At 74.3% G+C, this 18,555-nt stretch carries 11 protein-coding genes; 7 read left to right on the top strand and 4 right to left on the bottom strand.

Annotated elements, in window-relative coordinates:
• Positions 1-43 precede the first annotated feature (43 nt).
• Together WME75_RS45650 and WME75_RS45645 are read right to left on the bottom strand one after the other, a co-directional pair.
• On the bottom strand, positions 44-1,336 hold the full coding sequence (locus tag WME75_RS45650; protein WP_437484634.1) for a DUF6882 domain-containing protein: 1,293 nt from the start codon (positions 1,334-1,336) through the stop codon (positions 44-46).
• 156 nt (positions 1,337-1,492) lie between these two features.
• Complete coding sequence (locus WME75_RS45645; RefSeq protein WP_437484632.1) at positions 1,493-3,493, bottom strand: DsbA family protein; 2,001 nt, start codon at positions 3,491-3,493, stop codon at positions 1,493-1,495.
• Positions 3,494-3,755: 262 nt separating this feature from the next.
• Between WME75_RS45645 and WME75_RS45640 the strand changes: the two genes are divergently transcribed.
• The 4 genes from WME75_RS45640 to WME75_RS45625 all read left to right on the top strand — a co-directional run bounded on the left by WME75_RS45640 (position 3,756) and on the right by WME75_RS45625 (position 10,406).
• Positions 3,756-5,042, top strand: coding sequence for a GNAT family N-acetyltransferase (locus WME75_RS45640; protein ID WP_437484630.1), 1,287 nt, complete (start codon positions 3,756-3,758; stop codon positions 5,040-5,042).
• Positions 5,043-5,120: 78 nt separating this feature from the next.
• Positions 5,121-7,976, top strand: a complete 2,856-nt coding sequence (locus WME75_RS45635; protein WP_437484628.1) for a DUF4175 family protein — start codon at positions 5,121-5,123, stop codon at positions 7,974-7,976.
• On the top strand, positions 7,973-9,544 hold the full coding sequence (locus WME75_RS45630; RefSeq protein WP_437484626.1) for a hypothetical protein: 1,572 nt from the start codon (positions 7,973-7,975) through the stop codon (positions 9,542-9,544). The genes WME75_RS45635 and WME75_RS45630 overlap by 4 nt, the downstream gene beginning before the upstream one ends.
• A gap of 220 nt (positions 9,545-9,764) precedes the next feature.
• Complete coding sequence (locus tag WME75_RS45625; RefSeq protein WP_437484624.1) at positions 9,765-10,406, top strand: hypothetical protein; 642 nt, start codon at positions 9,765-9,767, stop codon at positions 10,404-10,406.
• 71 nt (positions 10,407-10,477) lie between these two features.
• On the opposite strand, the gene WME75_RS45620 is transcribed toward WME75_RS45625, so the two are convergent.
• A complete protein-coding gene (locus WME75_RS45620) occupies positions 10,478-11,959 on the bottom strand; it encodes a sigma-54-dependent Fis family transcriptional regulator (protein WP_437484622.1) in 1,482 nt (493 codons plus the stop codon).
• 56 nt (positions 11,960-12,015) lie between these two features.
• Positions 12,016-12,858, bottom strand: a complete 843-nt coding sequence (locus WME75_RS45615; protein WP_437484620.1) for an MBL fold metallo-hydrolase — start codon at positions 12,856-12,858, stop codon at positions 12,016-12,018.
• Between the two features lie 564 nt (positions 12,859-13,422).
• Here WME75_RS45615 and asd point away from each other — a divergent pair.
• From asd to WME75_RS45600, 3 genes are read left to right on the top strand one after another with little or no spacing between them, the layout of a single operon-like run.
• Positions 13,423-14,148: an archaetidylserine decarboxylase gene (asd, locus tag WME75_RS45610; protein ID WP_437495070.1), complete on the top strand. Its 726-nt coding sequence runs from the start codon at positions 13,423-13,425 to the stop codon at positions 14,146-14,148.
• Positions 14,145-16,466, top strand: a complete 2,322-nt coding sequence (locus WME75_RS45605) for a methyltransferase domain-containing protein (protein ID WP_437484618.1) — start codon at positions 14,145-14,147, stop codon at positions 16,464-16,466. The genes asd and WME75_RS45605 overlap by 4 nt, the downstream gene beginning before the upstream one ends.
• A 21-nt stretch (positions 16,467-16,487) precedes the next feature.
• Entirely contained in the window at positions 16,488-18,542 is a 2,055-nt protein-coding gene (locus WME75_RS45600) for an FAD-binding protein (RefSeq protein WP_437484617.1), read from the top strand.
• The last annotated feature ends 13 nt before the right edge of the window (positions 18,543-18,555 follow it).

Genomic DNA, 18,555 nt, shown 5'->3' with positions numbered 1-18,555 from the left:
GCGCCGGCGCGAGCTCAGCCGCGCGGCGCCGCGCGGCGGCCCGTCAGCCGAACAGGCTCCACTCGTCCTCGATGAGCGAGAGCGCGTTGAGCAGCTCGAGCGCGAGCTCGCGCTCGAGCCACTCGTCGACGCGCTGGCCGGCCGCGACGGCGCTGAAGCACGCGCGCGGGATGCGCTTCGCGAGGTGCATCAAGCACGAGCCGGTCCGGTCGAGGCGCGCGACCCAGTCGGTGTCGCGGTAGGCGTACCTGGCCTGGTGGAGCAGCGAGTCGCTGAGCGCGGAGATCCTGTCGCGGATGACCTCGGCGGGCTCGGCGCGGGACGCGATGGCCTCGCGGATCTCGCCGATGGCGCGCAGCACGAGGCCGACCGGCGCGCCGGGGTGGAACGAGGCGCGCTTCGGCGAGAACGTCAGATCGTCGAGCGCCAGGAAGTACAGGGCCTGCGGCGAGGACACGCGGTAGAGGTACGCCGCGCCGCAGGCGTCGGCCGACCTCATCGCGATCTGCCAGGCGCCCTCCTCGTCCACGCTGTCCTGCTCCGCGGGCATCCCGTCGAAGCGCTCGATCCTCGTGCTGCTGGCGAGCGGATCGGCCCACGCCATGACCAGGACCGACGTGGCGCGCGACCAGCTGCATAGCAGGCGCGCGCCCGCCTCGGCGGACACGCGGCCGCCCGGCGCGATCCAGACGAAGCGCCCCTCCTTGAGGTCGGCGCGGTACTCGTGCTGTGAGGCGCCGTGATCGGCGAGCTGCTGGAAGAGCTCCTCGCCCCGCGCCGCCCAGCGCTGGGCGAGCGCTTCCTCGGCGCTGCCGGACGGCGTGTCGTCCCAGTCGAGCTCCGGCGGACGGGGAGGCGAGAGCTCCGCGTCGCCCGCTTTGCTCTTGGCCTTCGCGGTGCTCTTGACCTTCGCGGTCCGAGGTCGTCGCTTCGGCGGCGCGGCGCGGGGCTGCTCGTCGGCGCGCGCCCTCGCGGCGCCCTTCCTCGGCGCGGCCGCTCGCTCCTTCGCGGCGCCCTTCCTCGGCGCGGCCGCTCGCTCCTTCGCGGCGCCCTTCCTCGGTGCCGGCCGCTCCGTCGCGGCGCGCTTTTTCGGCGCGGCCCGTCGCTCCGCCGGAGCGGCCTCCACAAGCGCGGCGGCCCCCTTCGCCCTCTTGGCTGTGGCCCGCGCGCTGACGGGCGACCGCTCCTGCCTGTCGCGCAGCGCGGCCGGCGAGCCCGCATCGGCGACGCCGCGCTGGCCTGCCTTGTCACGAGGCTGCGCGCGTGCCCGCCCGGTCGATGCCTTGACGGTGCGCCTGGGTTCGGCCGAGGTCCCTCGACCGCGCGGTTTGGGCATTGGGACAAGGTATCACGAGCTCGGCGGGCGATACCGATGGACGCGCCCCGAGCAACGCGCATGGCGAACGGAAGGTCAGTCGACCGAGCGCCAGGCCGGAAGCCCGCGGCCCAAGCTCGGTCTGCCTGGCCACGTTCAGCGCACGTGCGTTTGCGTTCAGTTTGCGTTCAGTTTGCTTCCGTTCGCTTCACTGAGGGCGCGGCGCACGACCTTCTTGAATTTCGCGAGCGGCTGGGCTCCGCTGACCAGGTAACCGTTGATCACGAACCCCGGAGTCCCGGTGATGCCGGCGCTCCGCGCGGTCTGCGCGTCGGCCTCGACCGCGGCTCGATGGGTGCGCTCGTCGAGCGCCCGGGCGAAGCGCGCCGCGTCGAGCCCGAGGCTCGCGGCATGCTGCTCCAGGGCCGCGCGATCGAGGTTCGAGGCGTCATGGGCCTTGAAGAGCCGATCGTGCATCTTCCAGAAGCCGGCCGGCCCCTGCTGCGCGAGCGCCTCCATGGCCGCTTCGGCCGCCAGCTGCGCTTCGGGGTGGAAAGGGAGCGGCAGGTGGCGGAAAACCACACGGACCTTGCCCGGGAAGGCCTTGATGAGCTCGTCCATCGTGGCGCCGCCGCGCGCGCAATAGGGACACTGGAAGTCGGAGAACATCTGGATGACCACCTTGCCGGCGGCAGCGCCCTTGCCGGGGTGGCCCTTGGACGGGGGCGGGACGGACACCTTCGGTGGGGACGCCGGCGGGACAGCTTGCTTCTGGATGGACTCGTAGACCTTCGCGCGCGGCGTCCCTGCCACGACCATGGCCTCCGCCTTGGCGATCTCCTCGTCGATGAGCGCCTGGAACTTCTCGATCGGCTGCGCGCCGACGAGCCGGCGTCCATTGATGAAGAAGTGCGGGGTCCCCGCGGCGCCCAGGTCGTCCGCGAGATCCATGTCGGCCTCGATCTTGGCCGCGTGCTTGCGCGAGGCGATGGCGCGCTTCACCGCCGCCACGTTCAGCTGGAGATCCGCGGCGAGGGCCTCGAGCGCCGCGTCGTCGAGGCCGGCCTCGACGGCGAGGAGGCGGTCATTGGCCTGCCAGAAGGCGGCGTCCCCCTTCTGGGCCCGAGCCTCGCGCGCGAGCTCCGCGGCGGGCTCGGCGCGGGGGTGGAACGGCAGCGGGTTGTCCTTCCACACGACGCGCAGCTTGTCGCCGTACTGCGCCGCGAGCTTCTCGACCGTCGGCGTGATCCGCCTGCAGAACGGACACTGGTAGTCGCTGAACAGCACCATCGTGACGAGCGCCGTGTCCTTGCCGCGCGCGGGCGAGTCCCCGACGGGCACGAGGTGCACTGTCCTGCGCTCTTCCTCCTCCTCGGCGTCCTCGGGCTCCGCGGCGGGCGGGGCGAAGCTCTTCTTCGCGAGCGCCGCGTACACCTGCTCCGGCGGCGTCCCCTCGGCGCGGAGCGCCCGCGCCGAGGCGAGCTGCGCGTCGATGATCTCGGCGAACCGCTCCGCCGACTCCGCGCCGACGAGGGCGACGCCGTTGACGAACGACGCCGGCGTGCCGTTCACGCCGAGCCGCGCGGCGAGCGCCATGTCGGCGTCGACCTTCTGCGCCGCCGCGCTCCGCTGAACGAGCTGCTTGACCTGGCCGGGGGTCACCCCCGCCCGCCGGAGCGCCGCGGCCTCGAGCTCCGGCGAGAGCCGCTCGTCCGCGCCGAAGATGGCGTCGTGAAACGCCCAGAAGGCGCTGGGACCGGCGTGCGCGAACACCGCCATGGCCGCCTCGGCGGCCGGCCGAGCCTGCCTGTGGAAGGCGAGCGGGAAGTTCTTCCACACGATCCGCAGCTGCTCCGGGCCGTAGCGCCGCTCCAGCTGCCTCAGCGTGCCGTCCAGGTGCTTGCAGAAGGGGCACTCGAAATCGGAGAACACGACGATCGTCACGGGCGCGAGCCGGCTGCCGCGCGCCGGATCGGCGCGGGTCACCGGCACCGGACCGGGGTCGCCCTCCGCGACCATGACATCGTCGAGCGCCGCGCCCGCCCCCGACGGCTGCGCCGCGGCCCCGCCGGCCTTCGGCTGCGAGGTGCCCGGAGGGGGCGGCGGGAGAGCGGAGCTGCAGGCCAGGGCGAAGATCAGCGAGAGCCAGGCGACGGCGACGATGGCGCGGCGGAGCATCGCGCGAGTGTACCCCCGTTCCGTGATGGCGCCGTCGCCGCGCGCGCCTCGCTGCGCCCGGCGCGGAACGTCCCCTCGCGTCGTGCGTCGTTGAGGAGGAACGGAGAGGTGAACGGAGACGTGAACGGAGACGTGAACGGAGACGTGAACGGAGACGTGAAGGGAGAAGCCCCGGCCAGGCACGATTGACGCCCTCGCCGCCTTCGGCCATGACGGGCCCGGCGCGCCGCTCGGCCGCGCCAGGAGAGCGCACCGGGAAGCCATGCAGAAGGTCTACAGCGCCGCCCGCATCCAGCCGGAAGAGCACAGGGACGTCCTCGCGCAGCTCTGGAAAGAGAACCTCGCCCACGGCGAGGTATCGCAGGAGCTCGTGGAGCGGCGGATGCGCTGGTTCCAGGAGCAGAACCCGGCGGGCCCGCCGCGGACCTGGATGGGCTTTCACGGCCCGGAGCGGGAGATCATCGGCAGCGGCTCGTTCTACCCGCGCGACCTCTACGTCAGCGGGCGGAAGCTCAAGGCCGGCGTGCTCGGCGACTTCGGCGTGACCAGGGCGCACCGCATCGCCGGGGCCGCCATGAGCATCCAGCGCGAGCTCGCGAAGGGCTGCCGCGACGCCGGGGTCGACTTCCTGTTCGGCTTCCCCAACAAGGCGTCATTCCCGATCTTCCAGCGCGCCGGCTACAAGAAGATCGCGGACTCCACCCTCTGGGTCCGCCCCCTCATGGCCGCGTACAAGCTGAACGAGCTCGCCGCCTCGTCGGCCGGGGAGCAGCGGAGCACGGTGAGCGCGGTGGTGCAGCGGGTCGCGGAGCGGGCGGCCTCGGCGGTCCCGCACCCTCGCTGGCGCGCGCTCTGGGAGGCGGCGGCGCCGGGCGACCCGCCAGCCCCCCTCACGCAGGCGCTGTCGACGGCCGCCGAGCGCGTCGTGCAGCGAGCGACGGTGAAGCCGGACAACGCCCTGGTGCGCGCCGCCGGGCGCGCCGTCGACGCCTCCATGGCGCTCCGGGACGCCACAGCGCTGCTCGCGAAGGGCAGCCGCGTGCGCACCGAGCTCGTGGACGCCGCCGACCATCGCTTCGACGAGCTGTGGTCGCGGGCGAAGCCCTCGCCGATCGCCGGCGAGCGGAGCGCCCAGTTCCTGAACTGGCGCTATGCGCCGCTCGGCAACACGCGGCACCGCTTCTTCTGCATGCTCGACAGGCACGACGGGCGGCTGCTCGGCTACGCCGTCTACTCGGTGCGGAACAACAAGGTCGAGATGACCGACGTGTTCTGCGAGGACACCGGCCCCCTGCTCGACGCCCTGTTCCTCGAGTTCTGCCAGGCGATGCGGCGCGAGGGGCACGTCTCCGTGGGGATGCTCCTTGTGACCCCCCCTTCGTTCAGCGCGCGCCTGCGGGCGCTCGGCTTCTTCTCCCGCCCCCACCCCCCGAGCGTCGGCTCGCGGTGGCTCATCGTACATCTCGACCCCAGCTTCCCGGACGAGCTGCGGCGCGTGCTGCTCGACCCGGACAGCTGGTTCATGACCGACGGCGAGCTCGACGTCTGATCGGCCAGGCGCTCACCCCCCCGGGGATCCCACCGATCCGCTGGACCACCTCCTGCCGCCGGTTACCCTTGCCTCTCCATGGATAACGAGGCGCCCGCCCTGTCCATCGCGCGGCTGCGCTCCCTCTGGGACACCGAGGTGGATCCCTCCGCGCGGCGCGCGCTCACCGCGGCGGCCTTCGCGGGGCTGTTCGGCGCGGCGCACGTGGCGCGCGTGGGCTCCCCGCTCGCCCGCGGGCTCGCCGGCGCAGGCCTCGCGGCGCTGCTCGCGGCGGTCGTCGCGCGGGCGATCCTCGCGCGGCGGCGGCGCGGCGACGCCCGGCGCACCGTGCGCGAGATCATCGGCCGCACGGACGAGGCGCTCGGCGCCGCCACCCTGAGGGCGCTCTCGCTCGTGGATCGCGCCTCGGCCGACGATCGGGTCGGGTCGCCGGAGCTCGCCGGCCTGCACCTCCGGCGCCTGCTCGGCCGCGCCTCGCAGGCGCGCATCCTCGCGCGCGCGCAGCAGGCGGCCGCGCGGTGGGCGAGCGCGGGCCTCGCCCTCGGCGTGGCGGCGCTCGCGGCCGCCGCGATCGAGCCGTCGCGCGTCGTCGAGGGGCTCGACGTCCTCGCCGCCCGCGGCGGCGAGGCGCCGCTCGATCTACCGTGGCTCGAGGACGTCGAGATGATGGCCACGCCGCCCGAGTACCTGCACGAGGGCCCGGAGGTGCTCCTGCCGTTCGCGACGACGATGCAGCCGCGGGGGACCGTGATCACGATGCGCGGCCGCCCGATCCGGGGCGGGCGCGCGCTCGTGCTGACCGACGGCGGCGCCGAGGTCCCGTTCGTGGACGACGGCAAGGACGGCGTGATCGCCCGCTGGACGCTCGGCGAGTCGACGACCCTCCAGGCGGCCGCGCGCTTCGGGCAGGTGCGCGTCCGGCAGGCCGACGCGCAGCGCGTCGTGTCGATCGCCGACGACGCGCCGCGCGTCACGCTCGAGGGCGCGCCGCGCACGGTCAGGATCCTCGACGAGCCCAGCATCCCGCTCCGCTACGAGATCACCGACGATCACGGCCTGCGCGAGGTCGATCTCGTCCTGCGCGCCGGCGCGAAGGAGGAGCGCCGGGTGCTCTCGCGTCCGGCGGGGGACGCGAAGATCGACCGCGGAGGCTACGAGCTCAGGGCGCGCGATCCGTTCTTCCGCAGGACGTACGTGCCCGTCGAGGTGCGGATCGAGGCGCGCGACAACGACCCGATCGAGGGCCCGAAGTGGGGCAGGAGCGAGGCGATCCTGGTCATCCCGCCGCAGGTGGGCGAGCCCGAGGCGCGGCGCTACGTCGCGCTCGCGAAGGCGCGCGACGCGCTCACCGACCTGCTCGCGGACCGCATCGGCCAGAGGACGCCGGACGCGGTCGGCGCCGCGGCGCACGCGGCGCGCGAGGCCGAGGTGCAGGCGACCGCGAAGGCGGAGGTCGAGCGGGCGCTCGCCGCCGACTACGGCGGGCTCCGGGTGCGGGGGCGCATCGCGTCGCTCGCGCGCGGTCAGCTGGCGAGGCTCGACGAGGCGCTCGCCGCCGAGCGGAGAGCGACCACGCGCGCGGCGCACCAGGGGCTGCTCGACGAGACCGAGGGCGTGCTGCTCGCGTTCGACGCCGGCCTGCGCGGCCTCGGCTCCCGGGACGCCCGGGCCGTCGCGCAGCGGCTCGCCGACGTCGCGGACGAGGCCGCGGCCGCGGCCGAGCTCCTGGGCGGCGGCGATCGCGAGGGCGGCGAGGTCCGCCTCGAGGCGGCCGTCACGGTGCTGGGCGGCGGGGGGGTCGAGCTGAGCAAGATCGGCGAGCTCGGCCTCGACCTCGGCGAGATCGTCGCGAACGACCTGCGCAGGATCGCGCGCGCCCGCGGCGCCGGCGACTGGATGCACGCCGAGCTCGCGGCGCGCGACCTCGCGGCGCGGCTCAGGCGGCCGGAGCCCTCGTTCGGCGGCGGCGGCCGCGGCGGGGTGGAGTCCGGGGCGCCGCGCGGACCCGAGCCCGGCGACGCCTCGAGCGCCGACGAGAGCGTCGCGCAGAGCGAGCGGGACCTCGAGGAGCTCGCGCGCGATCACGCCGCCGAGGTGAACGCGGTCGCCGAGGAGCTCACGCGCGCGTCGCGGCCCGAGGACATCGCGGCGCTCCGCGAGGAGGCGAAGAGGCACGCGGAGGCGATCCGCGAGGCGGTGCGGGATCTGCCGCAGCCGGGCGGGGCGCCGGGCTCGGCCGAGTCCGCGGCGGCGGCTGGCAGGGAGCAGGCCGAGGCGATGGCCGGCGCGCTGGAGCAGGTGCGCCCCGAGGAGGCGGTCCGGAGCGGCCAGGGCGCGATGCGCTCGCTGGGCGAGGCGAAGCGGCTCGGCGCGCAGGGCGGCGGCTTCTTCCCCGAGGAGCGGGCCGGCCGCGAGGCCGCCGAGGCGCAGCAGGCGCTCGCCGAGGAGCTCGCCTGGGCCGAGGAGGCGCTGCGCAGGCTGCGGCAGGCTGCAGCGGGGCGGGCGCGGGAGGGCCTCGCGAGGTCGAGCCAGCGCGAGGGCTCGCTCGCCGATCGCGCGCGCGATCTGCGCAAGCGGGGCGAGCGCGGCGACGGCCGCATGCCGGAGGAGATGCTCGAGCGCCTCGACGAGGCCGAGGAGGCGATGCGCGACGCGCAGCGCGCCCTCTCCGAGGGGGACGGCGAGCAGGGCAACGAGCGCCAGCGCGACGCGCAGCGGCTGCTCGAGATGTCGCGCAGCGAGGACCAGGGTCAGGAGGGCGACGCCGAGTCGGAAGGGGAGCGGAACATGGCGAGGAAGGCCGACATCCCGGACAAGGACAAGCACAAGGGCCCCGAGGAGTTCCGGCGGCGCGTCCTCGATGGGCTCGGGGGCGCCTCGGATCCGCGGCTGAGAGAGGCGGTCAAGCGCTACGCGGAGGGGCTCCTGAAATGAGGCGCATCGACGGTGCAGCGGTCCCGGCCAGGGCTCCGCGCAGGGCGACGGCCATGGCGAGGCGCGGCCTCAGGGCGGTGATCCTCGCCGCGCTCGCGACCGTGTCGGCGACGGCGTCCGGCCGCATCACGGTCGGCGATCTCGATCGCGCCGTGCGGGCGCGGGCCGCGATCCTGGAGATCGACGCCCCGGCGGCGCGGGACATCCTGAAGGGGGCGGATCCAGCCGACCCCGCGCTCGCGATCGAGCGCGGCCGGCTCGCCATCTACGAGGGCGACTGCGACGCCGCGTCGGCGATCCTCGCGCGCCCCGATCTCGCGGCGACGGCGGAGGGCGCGGCGCTCGGGGACATCGCGCGCGGCTGCGCCCGCGCCACCGCGGCGACCGTCGTCGTGAACGACGAGGCGCGCGGCGTCTGGGTGCGGCTCCAGGACGACGAGGATCGCGCGCTCGTGCCGCTCCTCGTCGAGGTCGCCGCGAAGACGCGCGACGTGCTCGCGAAGGACCTCGGGGTCGAGCTCCTCCGGCCGCTGCGGATCGATCTCGTCCGGGATCAGTTCACGCTCTCCGCGATGACGGGCCTGCCCGAGGACGCGGCGCGGACGACGGGCACCGTCGCCATCGCCAAGTGGGGGCGGGTGACGATGCTCTCCCCGCGCGCGACGCCGAACGGCTATCCCTGGCTGGACACGCTCGCGCACGAGATAACGCACCTCGCGCTCTCGCGCGGGACGCGCGACAACGCCCCGCTGTGGCTGCAGGAGGGCGTGGCCAAGCGCGAGGAGGTCCGCTGGCGCGAGCCCGACCCGCTGGACGACGTGCCGTCCGCGGACGCGATCGCCTTCCTCGGCATCCGGAAGGGCCTCGGGCGCCCGCTCGACAAGATCGGCCCCTCGATCGCGATGCTCCCGAGCGCGGAGGAGGCGGCGATCGTGTTCGCCGAGGTCGCGAGCTTCATCCGTTACTGGACGAGGGAGGCGGGCGACACGGCGCTGCCGCAGCTCCTGCGCCGGCTCAAGGACGCGAGCAGCGACGCGGACCTGGAGCGAGCGATCGCCGAGATCTCCGGCGCGGACCTCGCGGCCTGGGACAAGCGCTGGCGCACCTACCTCGCCACGGTGCCGGCCGACGTGCCGCCCGACCTCGCGCCGGGCGGGGACATGCCGCACCGGCAGGAGGTCGCCAAGCGGGTGCGCCTCGGCCAGCTGCTCCACGATCGCGGCCACCACGCCGCCGCCGCGGTCCAGCACGCCCGCGCGCAGGCGCTCGCGCCGCATGAGCCGGCGGTGCGCTGCTTCCTCGCCGCCGCCCTGCTGGCCTCCGGCGAGCGGGCGAGCGCCGCGCCGCTCGTCGAACAGGTGGAGGACGTGAACAGCCGCCATGGCCGGTGGTGGTCGCTGCACGGCCTGCTCCACGGCGGCGCCGACGCGGATCGCGCCTTCTCGGCGGGCACCGCGCTCGACCCGCTGAGCCCCGAGGTGGCCTGCGAGGAAAAGCTGCCGCCGGAGCTCCCCAGCGACCCCACCCGCTCGGCCCTCTGCGAGGCCGCGCGCCGCAGGGCGCGCTAGCGCGTCGGAAGCTCCGGCGACCTCCGAGGCCGTCAGGACGAAGGGACACCCTCTGGCGCCGCGGAGCTCCCTCGGCCGACCTGGCGGCGTCCTGCGTCGAAAAGACAGCGAGACGAGGTAAACGCCGCCGCTCGGCGCAATGGCCTACGCTTGCCGGTTTCTGCGCGAGCACGCCCGCTTCGACTTCCGTCGCGCCGTAGCGCTCTCCTACGGTCGCGCGGTGACGAACACGGATCGCATCGCCCTGATGGTGGCGCTGAGCCTCGCTCTGTCGGCTCGGGCGTACGCAGGTGACACGCAGCGCGTCTCGGAGCCGCGCGGGGTCGGCGAGCCGCGCGGGGTCGGCGAGCCGCGCGGGGTCGGCGAGCTCAGCACGTCGACCGTGCTGGCGTCCGGCTTGATGCCCGCGACGGGGTTCGGCCCCTCGGTGGCCGCCACCCTCCGCTGGCTCGACGTGTCCATGTCGGTCGAGGCGCGCGTGCTCTGGGCGCTGGGCAGCGATCCGAGCGGCGCCCCGCCCCTGGCGCCGGTGAGCCGCGTCTGCGTCGGGCTCCTGTCGCTCTGCAGGCACCGGGATGGCGTTTTCGTGTGCAATTTCTTGCAGTCCGGCGTCGCCAACGCGGAGCTCGCAGGTGACCTGAAGCCGGTGGACGACGGCAACCTCCCCTGGATACTCACCTCCGGCGTGCGCGGGGGCGCCGATTGGCGCCTCTGGCGAACCGTGGAGCTGCGCAGCTTCCTCGAGCTGCATGTCGTCCTGGCGCGCCCTCATCTGAAGGTCGGCCCCGTCCAGAGGTGGCAAGCCTCCTACGTCGCGGCGGTCGCCGGCATCGGCGTGGCGTTTCGTGTGACCCCGGAGTGACGCGGGATCTCCCGGCGCTCCGAGCCGCGCGCCCGCGCAGGCCTCCGCGCGGCCGGAGGCGCGCCGCGGCCTCAGTTCTTCGTGCGGAGCGCGCGCGCCAGGGTGTTCCTGCCGACGCCGAGCCGCTTCGCCGCTTCCGTCTTGTTCCCCTCGCACGCGCGGACCATCGCCTCGACGTAGCGCCGCGTCACCTCGTCGAGGGTGAGGCCGAGCGGCAGCGCGACCTGCTCGTCGCCCTCGCGGCCCGCGTCGACGTGCGACGGGGCGCCCTCGCGCCGGCGCGCCGGGAGGTGCCCCGCGGAGATGCGGCCGTCCGGCGCGAGGGCGATCGCGCTCTCGACCCAGTGCTCGAGCTCGCGCACGTTGCCCGGCCAGGTATGGGCGCGGATGTGGCGGAGCGCGTCCAGATCGAAGCGCGGCGCGGGCCTTCCGTACCTCGTCGCGTAGACGTCCGCGAAGTGGCGGGCCAGCGTCTCGACGTCCTCGGGGCCGCGCTCGCGCAGGGCCGGCAAGTCGATCTCGACGACGCGCGCGCGGTAGTAGAGATCCTTCCGGAAGCGCCCCTCGGCGACGAGGCGCTCGAGGTCGCAGTGCGTGGCGCACACGACCCGCACGTCGGCGCGGAGCGTCTGGCGACCGCCGACGCGCTCGAAGGAGCGATCCTGCAGGAAGCGGAGGAGCTTGCCCTGGATGTCGAGCGGCAGGTCCCCGAGCTCGTCCAGGAACAGCGTGCCGCCCTCCGCGAGCTCCACCTTGCCCGGCACGCGCCGATCCGCGCCGGTGAACGCCCCGCGCTCGTGGCCGAAGAGCTCGCTCTCGACGAGCTGCGCCGGCAGCGTCGTGCAGTCGACGGTGACGAAGGGCCGCGTCTGTCGCCGCGAGTTGACGTGGATCGCCCGCGCGAACAGGCTCTTGCCGGTGCCGGTCTCCCCGCGGAGCAGCACGGTCGCGTCGGTCTGCGCCGCGAGCTGGACCTTCTCGTACACGGCGGCCAGCCGCTCGCTGCGGCCGACGATCCGGTTGAACGGCCCCTGCAGCACGACCCCCGGCCCGCCGCCCTCGGCCGCGCGTAGCGTCGTCAACATGAGCGCCCGGGCGAGCTGCGTCGCGAGCGCGACGAGGTAGCGCTCGTCCTCCTCGTCGAACGGCGCTCCCGCGCGGTTCAGCAGCTGGACGACGCCGCGGATGGGCGCGACGCCGTCCTCGCGGATGGGCGCGACGAGCATCGAGCGCGTCGTGTAGCCCGTCGCCCGGTCGGCCGACGGATCGAAGCGCGGATCGCGCGCGGCGTCGTCGACGCGCACGACCTCGCCGGTCCTGGCGACATGCCCTGCGATGCCGCGCTCGAGCGGCTGCCTGAGCGCGGGGAGCTCGGGCAGCAGGGCGACGCGCGTCACGAGATCGCCGCGCTCCGCGTCGACGAGCCATATCGTCGCGCGGTCGGCGCGGAGCGCCTTCGCGAGCCGCTCGCACGCCGTGCCGAGGAGGGCGTCGAAGTCGACCTCCCGGGCGAGGAGGGAGGCGAGATCGACGAGCAGCGAGAGGCGCGACATGGATAACGGAGCAAGATCCAGCATAGAGGGCGCCGCCCTTGTCGTCATCCGCGTCATCACGCGGCCCGCGCGAGGGCCTCGACGTGGATGCAGAGCCCCTCGCGCGCGGCGACCGAGGCAGGGAAGAGCTCGCGCGCGAGGCGCTCGATCTCGGCGACGCCAGCGTCCGTCCGCTGCGGGTCGTGGTGGAAGAGCACGAGCTGCCGCGCGCCGCACGCCCGCGCGATCTCGGCGCCCGCGATGTACGTCGAGTGCCCCCATCCGGCCCTCGATCGCCCTGCGTCGCCGCGGTACTCCTCCGGGGTGTACTGCGCGTCGTAGATGAGCACGTCGGCGCCGTCAGCGAGCGCGCGCAGCGCCGGATCGACGCAGGCGTAGTGCTCGGTGTCGGTCGCGTAGACGAGGCTGCGGCCTGCGTGCTCGAGGCGGTAGGCGAGGACGCCGCCCGGGTGGTTGAGCTTGGCGATGCGCACGTGGACCTCCCCGGCATCGAACGCCTCTCCCGGCCGCGCCTCCCGCAGGGTGAGCTGCGCGCCGAGCTCGTCCAGCCGGACCGGGAAGCTCGGCGCTGCCATCTGCGCCGAGAGCGCCTCGCGGAGGGTCCCGACCCCGTGCGTGCTGCCCACGATCGACAGCTTCGAGCTCGGCAGGTACGCCGGCACGAAGAACGGCAAGCCCTGGATGTGGTCCCAGTGCAGGTGGGAGAGCAGCACCGTGGCCTCGACCGACCCTTCCCGGAGCAGGGCGTCTCCGAGCTTGCGTACGCCTGTCCCTGCATCGAGGATGATCCGCGACGATCCGCAGCGAACCTCCACGCAGCTTGTGTTTCCGCCCACCGTCGCCGTCTCCGGCCCAGGCGAAGCGATGCTCCCGCGAACTCCCCAGAACCTGATCTCCATCGTTGTCGCGTGCCTCCTGTGCGCTCTTCAGCGACCTTCTCAGCGAGCGGCGTGCCAGGGCGCAGGCACTTGAAACGGCTCCGTTTTTCTGCTGCCCTCGCAGGGGTCGATCGAAGTTGCAGCGCGGTATCCGGAGCGGCGCTTCAGAATGGAGCGCACGGGCGGCGCGGTCTGCCCGCGCTCGCGGGCCCATTTGCGCGGAGCGGCGCTTCGCGGTTGACGCGCTCGCAACGACGTGGAGAAACGTGGGGCGCGGGGGACGGGCCTGGCGTCGCGCCACGGATCGCTCTGAGCGTCGCGCGTCGCGTCAAGGCTGAGCTCCTTCGCTGGATGGGAGGACCGCGCCGGCGCATGAAGGTTCGCCTGACCCGAGCGTTGACCGACGTCCTTCCCGAGGCCTAGCATTCCTGCACCGCTCTCTTTCCCGCATTGTTACCGTTCCGCACAATGACCGTTGCCACCTACGCCGCCGCACAGCTGTTGCGGGTGCTTCCGCGAGAGCGCATTACCCGGGCCGTTGGCCGCCTCTGCGACGCCAGAGCACCCGCCGCCGTCTTGAACGCGGTGGTCAAGCTCTACGCGCGCGCGTACCGCGTCGACATGGACGCTGCCGAGGTGCTGACGAGCCCTTACGAGAGCTTCGACGCGTTCTTCACGCGCAAGCTCCGCGAGGGGATGCGCCCTGTCTGCTCCGATCCCGGAGCCATCACCAGCCCTGCCGACGGACGCGTCGCGGCGCTCGGCCCCGTGACCGAGGGCGGGCGCCTGCTCATCAAGGGGCAGCCTTACCGCGTCGAAGACCTCGTGGGCGACCCCGCGGAGGCCTCGCGCTACGACGGCGGGCAGTTCGCGGTCGTCTACCTTTCACCGCGCGACTACCACCGGGTCCATTCGCCCGTCGCCGGCCAGGTGAGCCTCATCCGCTCGATGCCGGGGGAGCTGTTCCCGGTGAACGCGATCGGCGAGCGCCACATCCCGGGACTCTTCGCGCGCAACCGGCGTGTCGCGATCGTGATCGACACCGAGCGCCACGGACGCGTGACGGTCGTGATGGTGGGCGCGATGATCGTCGGACGGATCACGGTGAGCGCGGTCGACGCGCGCGACGTGCCGCTCGGCGTGCACACGCTCTCGCCGGCCCTTCCGGTCCAGTGCGGCGAGGAGATCGGCAAGTTCCACCTCGGCTCCACCGCGGTCATGTTCGTGGAGCGCGGGGCGGCGCTCCCCTGGAGCAGGGCTCCGGGGCCGATCCTCTACGGTGAGCCGCTCGACGGAGGGGGCAAGCAATGACGAGCGAGCGGCCGCGCAACCCCCTGGCTGCGCCCGCCCAGGAAGGCGGCGCCTCCGGAGAGCCCGGCGCGCCCCTGCCGGGCGAGGCAGGGAACGCGGCCTCGCTCGCGCCGCAGGGAGAGGGCTCGCTCCCCGCGCGCTCGTCCGCTCCACGGCCCGAGCGCACGCCCAGCGTGCGCCCGCAGCTCGCGACGACCACGCCGCTGCCGCGCCTCGACGTCATCCCGGGCATGACAGACGGAAGCTCCGGCGGGCAGCTCTCGGAGATCCCGGATCTCGATCTCGACCCGCGCATCGCCGGGCCGCCCACGGAGCGCTCGCGGCACGGCACTCCCCTGCCGGCCACGCCCACCTCCAGGCGGGCCTGGCAATCGCTGGCCGCGGAGGTGGAGCGGGCCGCGGAGGTGGAGCGCGGCGACAGCACGAAGGCCGCGCGGCGCCGCTCGCGGCGGCTCGTGAACGTGCCCGGAGACGCGGCGCAACAGGGCGACGACCAGGGCGCCGCGCACGACCAGGGCGCCGCGCACGACCAGGGCGCTGCGCACGCGGACACGGCGACGCCGCGATCGCCGGCGCTCGACGACGTGGAGGACGACGGGTGGCTGAACGCCGCCGCGAGGTCTCCCAGCGACCCGGCGCTCGAGGTGCCGAGGCCCGCCAGCAAGCCGGCGCCGCCGCCGAACCTGGCGGAGCTTGTCGCGCCGCGAGCGGTCCCGCGCCCGTCGCCGAAATCCTCGAGCGTGCCGCCGATGCCGACGCCGGGGCTCCTCATCGATCCGGACTCGGTCGCGGTGATCCGGCCGCTCCAGATCCTCAGCATCGAGTCGAACCTGCCGCCGGTCACCTCGCTGGCCGAGCCCGCCAAGCCGCCGCTGCTGACCGAGCCGACCGAGAACGAGTGGCCGCCGCTTCAGTTCAGGATCCGGCCGGAGGAGCGCCAGACCGTGCTGGGCCTCGAGCCGTACCAGGAGGGCCTGCCGGAGGGCCCGCCGACGGCGCGCGACACCGCGTTCGACTCCCTCCAGCCCGAGCCCCGACGGCCGCAGCCCTCGGGGCCGGAGATCGAGGCGCGCCCCCTCGACTGGCCGCCGGGGTCGGTTACGGACGAGCTCGCGGAGCTCGAGCCGGAGCCCGAGCTTGTCGACGACACGAAGGCCGAGCCCTCGAGCGCCTCGCCCGCGGAAGGCGAAGACGAGCCGGTGCAGGCCGACGCGAAGCGCAGCACCTTGCCGCCGAAGAGCAGCGAGATCGATCTCGAGGAGGTCGAGCCCGAGCGCGACGCCGAGATGACCGACGCAGCCCGGGCCGCCCGGGCCGACGCGCAGGCGGCGCAGCCCAAGAAACCCCCGCCTCCGCCTCCGCCCCCGCCGCGGCGCCCGCGCGCGCATGCGCTGGCCTCGCCTGATCTCGCGACGTTCACGAGCTCGGTGCCGCCGCCGCCCCTGTCCGTGCCGCCGCCGCACGGCGAGGCGTCGGCGCCCGCGCGCCCCTCCGCTCCCCCCGCCCCGCCCGCGGCGAAGCCGATCGAGCATGAGCCGAACTCCGGTCCCTCGACCGAGCCCGCCGCACGCCGGAAGCGCCCGTGGTGGGAAGAGCTCTTCGGCGACGACTTCCTGCGCACGCTCGACAAGATCGACGGCAAGGTGGTTCGCCGCGAGGTCAATTTCATCGAGGAGCGGCTCGGCGTCGAGAAGGGCGCGGTGATCCTCGACCTCGCGTGCGGCGCGGGCAGCCACGCGATCGAGATCGCGAGCCGCGGCTACAGCGTGGTCGGCTACGACCTGTCGCTCGCCATGCTCGCCCGCGCCGCCGACGACGCGCAGGACCGCGGCCAGAAGCTGAACTTCCTCCAGGGCGACATGCGCGAGATGACGTTCGAGGAGACCTTCGACGGCATCTACTGCTGGTCGACGAGCTTCGGCTACTTCGACGACGAGAAGAACCTGGACGTCCTCGCCCGCATCCGCCGCGCCCTCCGCGCGGGCGGCATGCTCCTGCTCGACATCGTCAACCGCGACTACGTGGCGTCCCGCCAGCCGAGCCTTGTCTGGTTCGAGGGGGACGGCTGCGTCTGCATGGATGAGATGCAGGTGGATTTCTTCACGAGCCGGCTCAGGGTGAAGCGCACCGTCATGTTCGAGGACGGCCGCTCGCGGGAGATCGACTACTCGATCCGCCTCTACGGGCTGCACGAGCTCGGCAAGATGCTCCACGAAGCTGGCTTCAAGGTCACCGAGGTGACCGGCCATCCCTCGCACCCGGGCGTCTTCTTCGGCTCGGAGTCGCCTCGGCTCATCATCCTTGCCGAGCGGAGCTGAGGCGCTAGGGCCTTCTCACGCATGAGCTTCGAGGCCGCGATCTCGCGCGCGCTGCCGGGGATCCCGCGCAGCACGTCCCCCGTCGATCAGATCGCCTACGCCCGCGATCTCTGGCCCCGGCACCACCTCGCCGTGACGGAGGGCCGCATCGCCGAGCACCGGCCCGGGATGATCGTCTGGCCGGCGTCCACCGAGGAGGTCGCCCAGGTGGTCCGCTTCTGCGCGGACGAGGGGCTCCCGCTCGTGCCGTACGGCGCGGGCTCGGGCGTGTGCGGCGGCGTCCTGCCGGACGACCGCACGGTCGTGCTCGACCTGAAGCGGCTCTCCCGCCGCCGCTCGCTCGATCGGCAGGTTCCCTCCGTCGAGATCGAGGCCGGCGCCCTCGGCATCCGCTTCGAGGAGGAGCTCAACGCCGAGGGCTTCACGCTCGGCCATTTCCCGTCGTCGATCCTCTGCTCGACCGTGGGCGGCTGGGTCGCTGCGCGCAGCGCCGGCCAGTGCTCCGGGCTCTACGGCAAGATCGAGGACATGGTGGCGTCGCTCGAGTGCGTCGTCGGCCGCGGCGAGGTCGTCCGCCTCGATCGGCGCGCGCACGGCCCGGATCTGACGCCGCTCCTCATCGGCAGCGAGGGCGTGCTCGGCGTGGTCACCGCCGCGACGCTCAGGCTGCATCCGGCCCCGCCGGCGCGCGCGTTCGCCGCCTTCTCGTTTCCCACCCTGGAGGCCGGATGGAACGCGATGCGGGAGATGTTCCAGGCCGGCCTTCGCCCGGCGGTCTCGCGCCTCTACGACCCGTTCGACTCCTTCATGGCCCGGCTCGGCGCGGTGCGCCGGCAGCGCGCCCACGCCGGTGCCGGCGACGAGCCGTCCGAGGGGGCGGCCGCGCGGGCGCGCGCCGGGCGAGGCCCCGGGGCCGGCGCCGCCGTGCTGCGCGGCCTGCTGCGCGCGCCGGGGCTCCTCAACCAGGTCGTCGACACCCTCGGGGCACGCGCGCTCCGCGGCGCGACGCTCATCCTCATCTTCGAGGGCACGGCGCGCGCGAGCGCGGACGATCTCGCCCGCGCCGCGGCGATCGCCGAGCGCGGCGGGGCCAGGCCGCTCGGCGAGGAGCCGGCGCGCCACTGGCTCGCGCACCGCTACAGCGTGAGCTACCGCCAGGCGCCCGTCTTCATGGCCGGCGCGTTCAGCGACACGATGGAGGTCGCCGCGCCCTGGTCGCGCCTCGACGCGCTCTACCGGTCGGTGCGCAAGGCGCTCGGGCGCCACGTCTTCGTGATGGCCCACCTGTCCCACGCCTACCCGGACGGCTGCAGCATCTACTTCACCTTCGCCGGCAGCGCGCCGACCGTCGCGGCGGCCGAGGCGAAGTACGACGCGGCCTGGCGAGCGGCCCTGGACGCCGCGATCGACGCCGGCGGCACGCTCTCGCATCACCACGGCGTCGGCCGCAGCAAGGCGCCGCGGCTCGGCGCCGAGCTCGGCCTCGGCGTTGGCGTCATCCATGCGCTCCGGGGCGTCTTCGACCCTGCCGGCATCATGAACCCTGGCAACCTGCTCCCGCGCGACGCCGCCCCCGCCGCGCGCCGCCCGCTGCCGCCGCCGCCCGCGGCGCCCTTGATCGACGGTGACTCCCTGCTCGTGCACGCCGCCGGCGCCGCTCGCATCGGCGAGGTCGAGCGCGCCCTCGAGCAGCGCGGCCTCACCCTGGCGCTCGACTTCGGCGCGGCCTCGCGCGAGCTCACGCTCGACGCGTGGATCGCGGCGGGCGCCCCCGGCGCGCCCGATCCGTGGAGCGACCCGGTCGATCACCTCGTCGCCGGCTTCACCGCGCGGCTCGCGTCCGGCGGCGAGCTCGCGGTGCGGCCCGCCCCGCGGCGCGCGGTGGGCCCGGATCTCTTCGCGCTGTTCCTCGGCGTCGGCGGGCGCGTCGGCGCCATCACGTCCGTGCACCTGCGCGCCCACGGCGCGTCGCGGCCCCGCGCGCTGCCGACCTCGCTGCCGCGGCAGCCGCCGCTCGGCCACGCCGAGGCAGCGTGGCTCGACGCGGTGGTGAGCGCCGCCCGCGACGTTCGCTGATGGCGTCCGGTGC

Origin of the sequence: Sorangium sp. So ce1014 (genome assembly GCF_051521505.1) — a bacterium.
In the GTDB taxonomy this organism is placed as follows: Bacteria; Myxococcota_A; Polyangia; order Polyangiales; family Polyangiaceae; genus Sorangium.
This window is presented reverse-complemented; position numbering and strand designations above follow the sequence as displayed.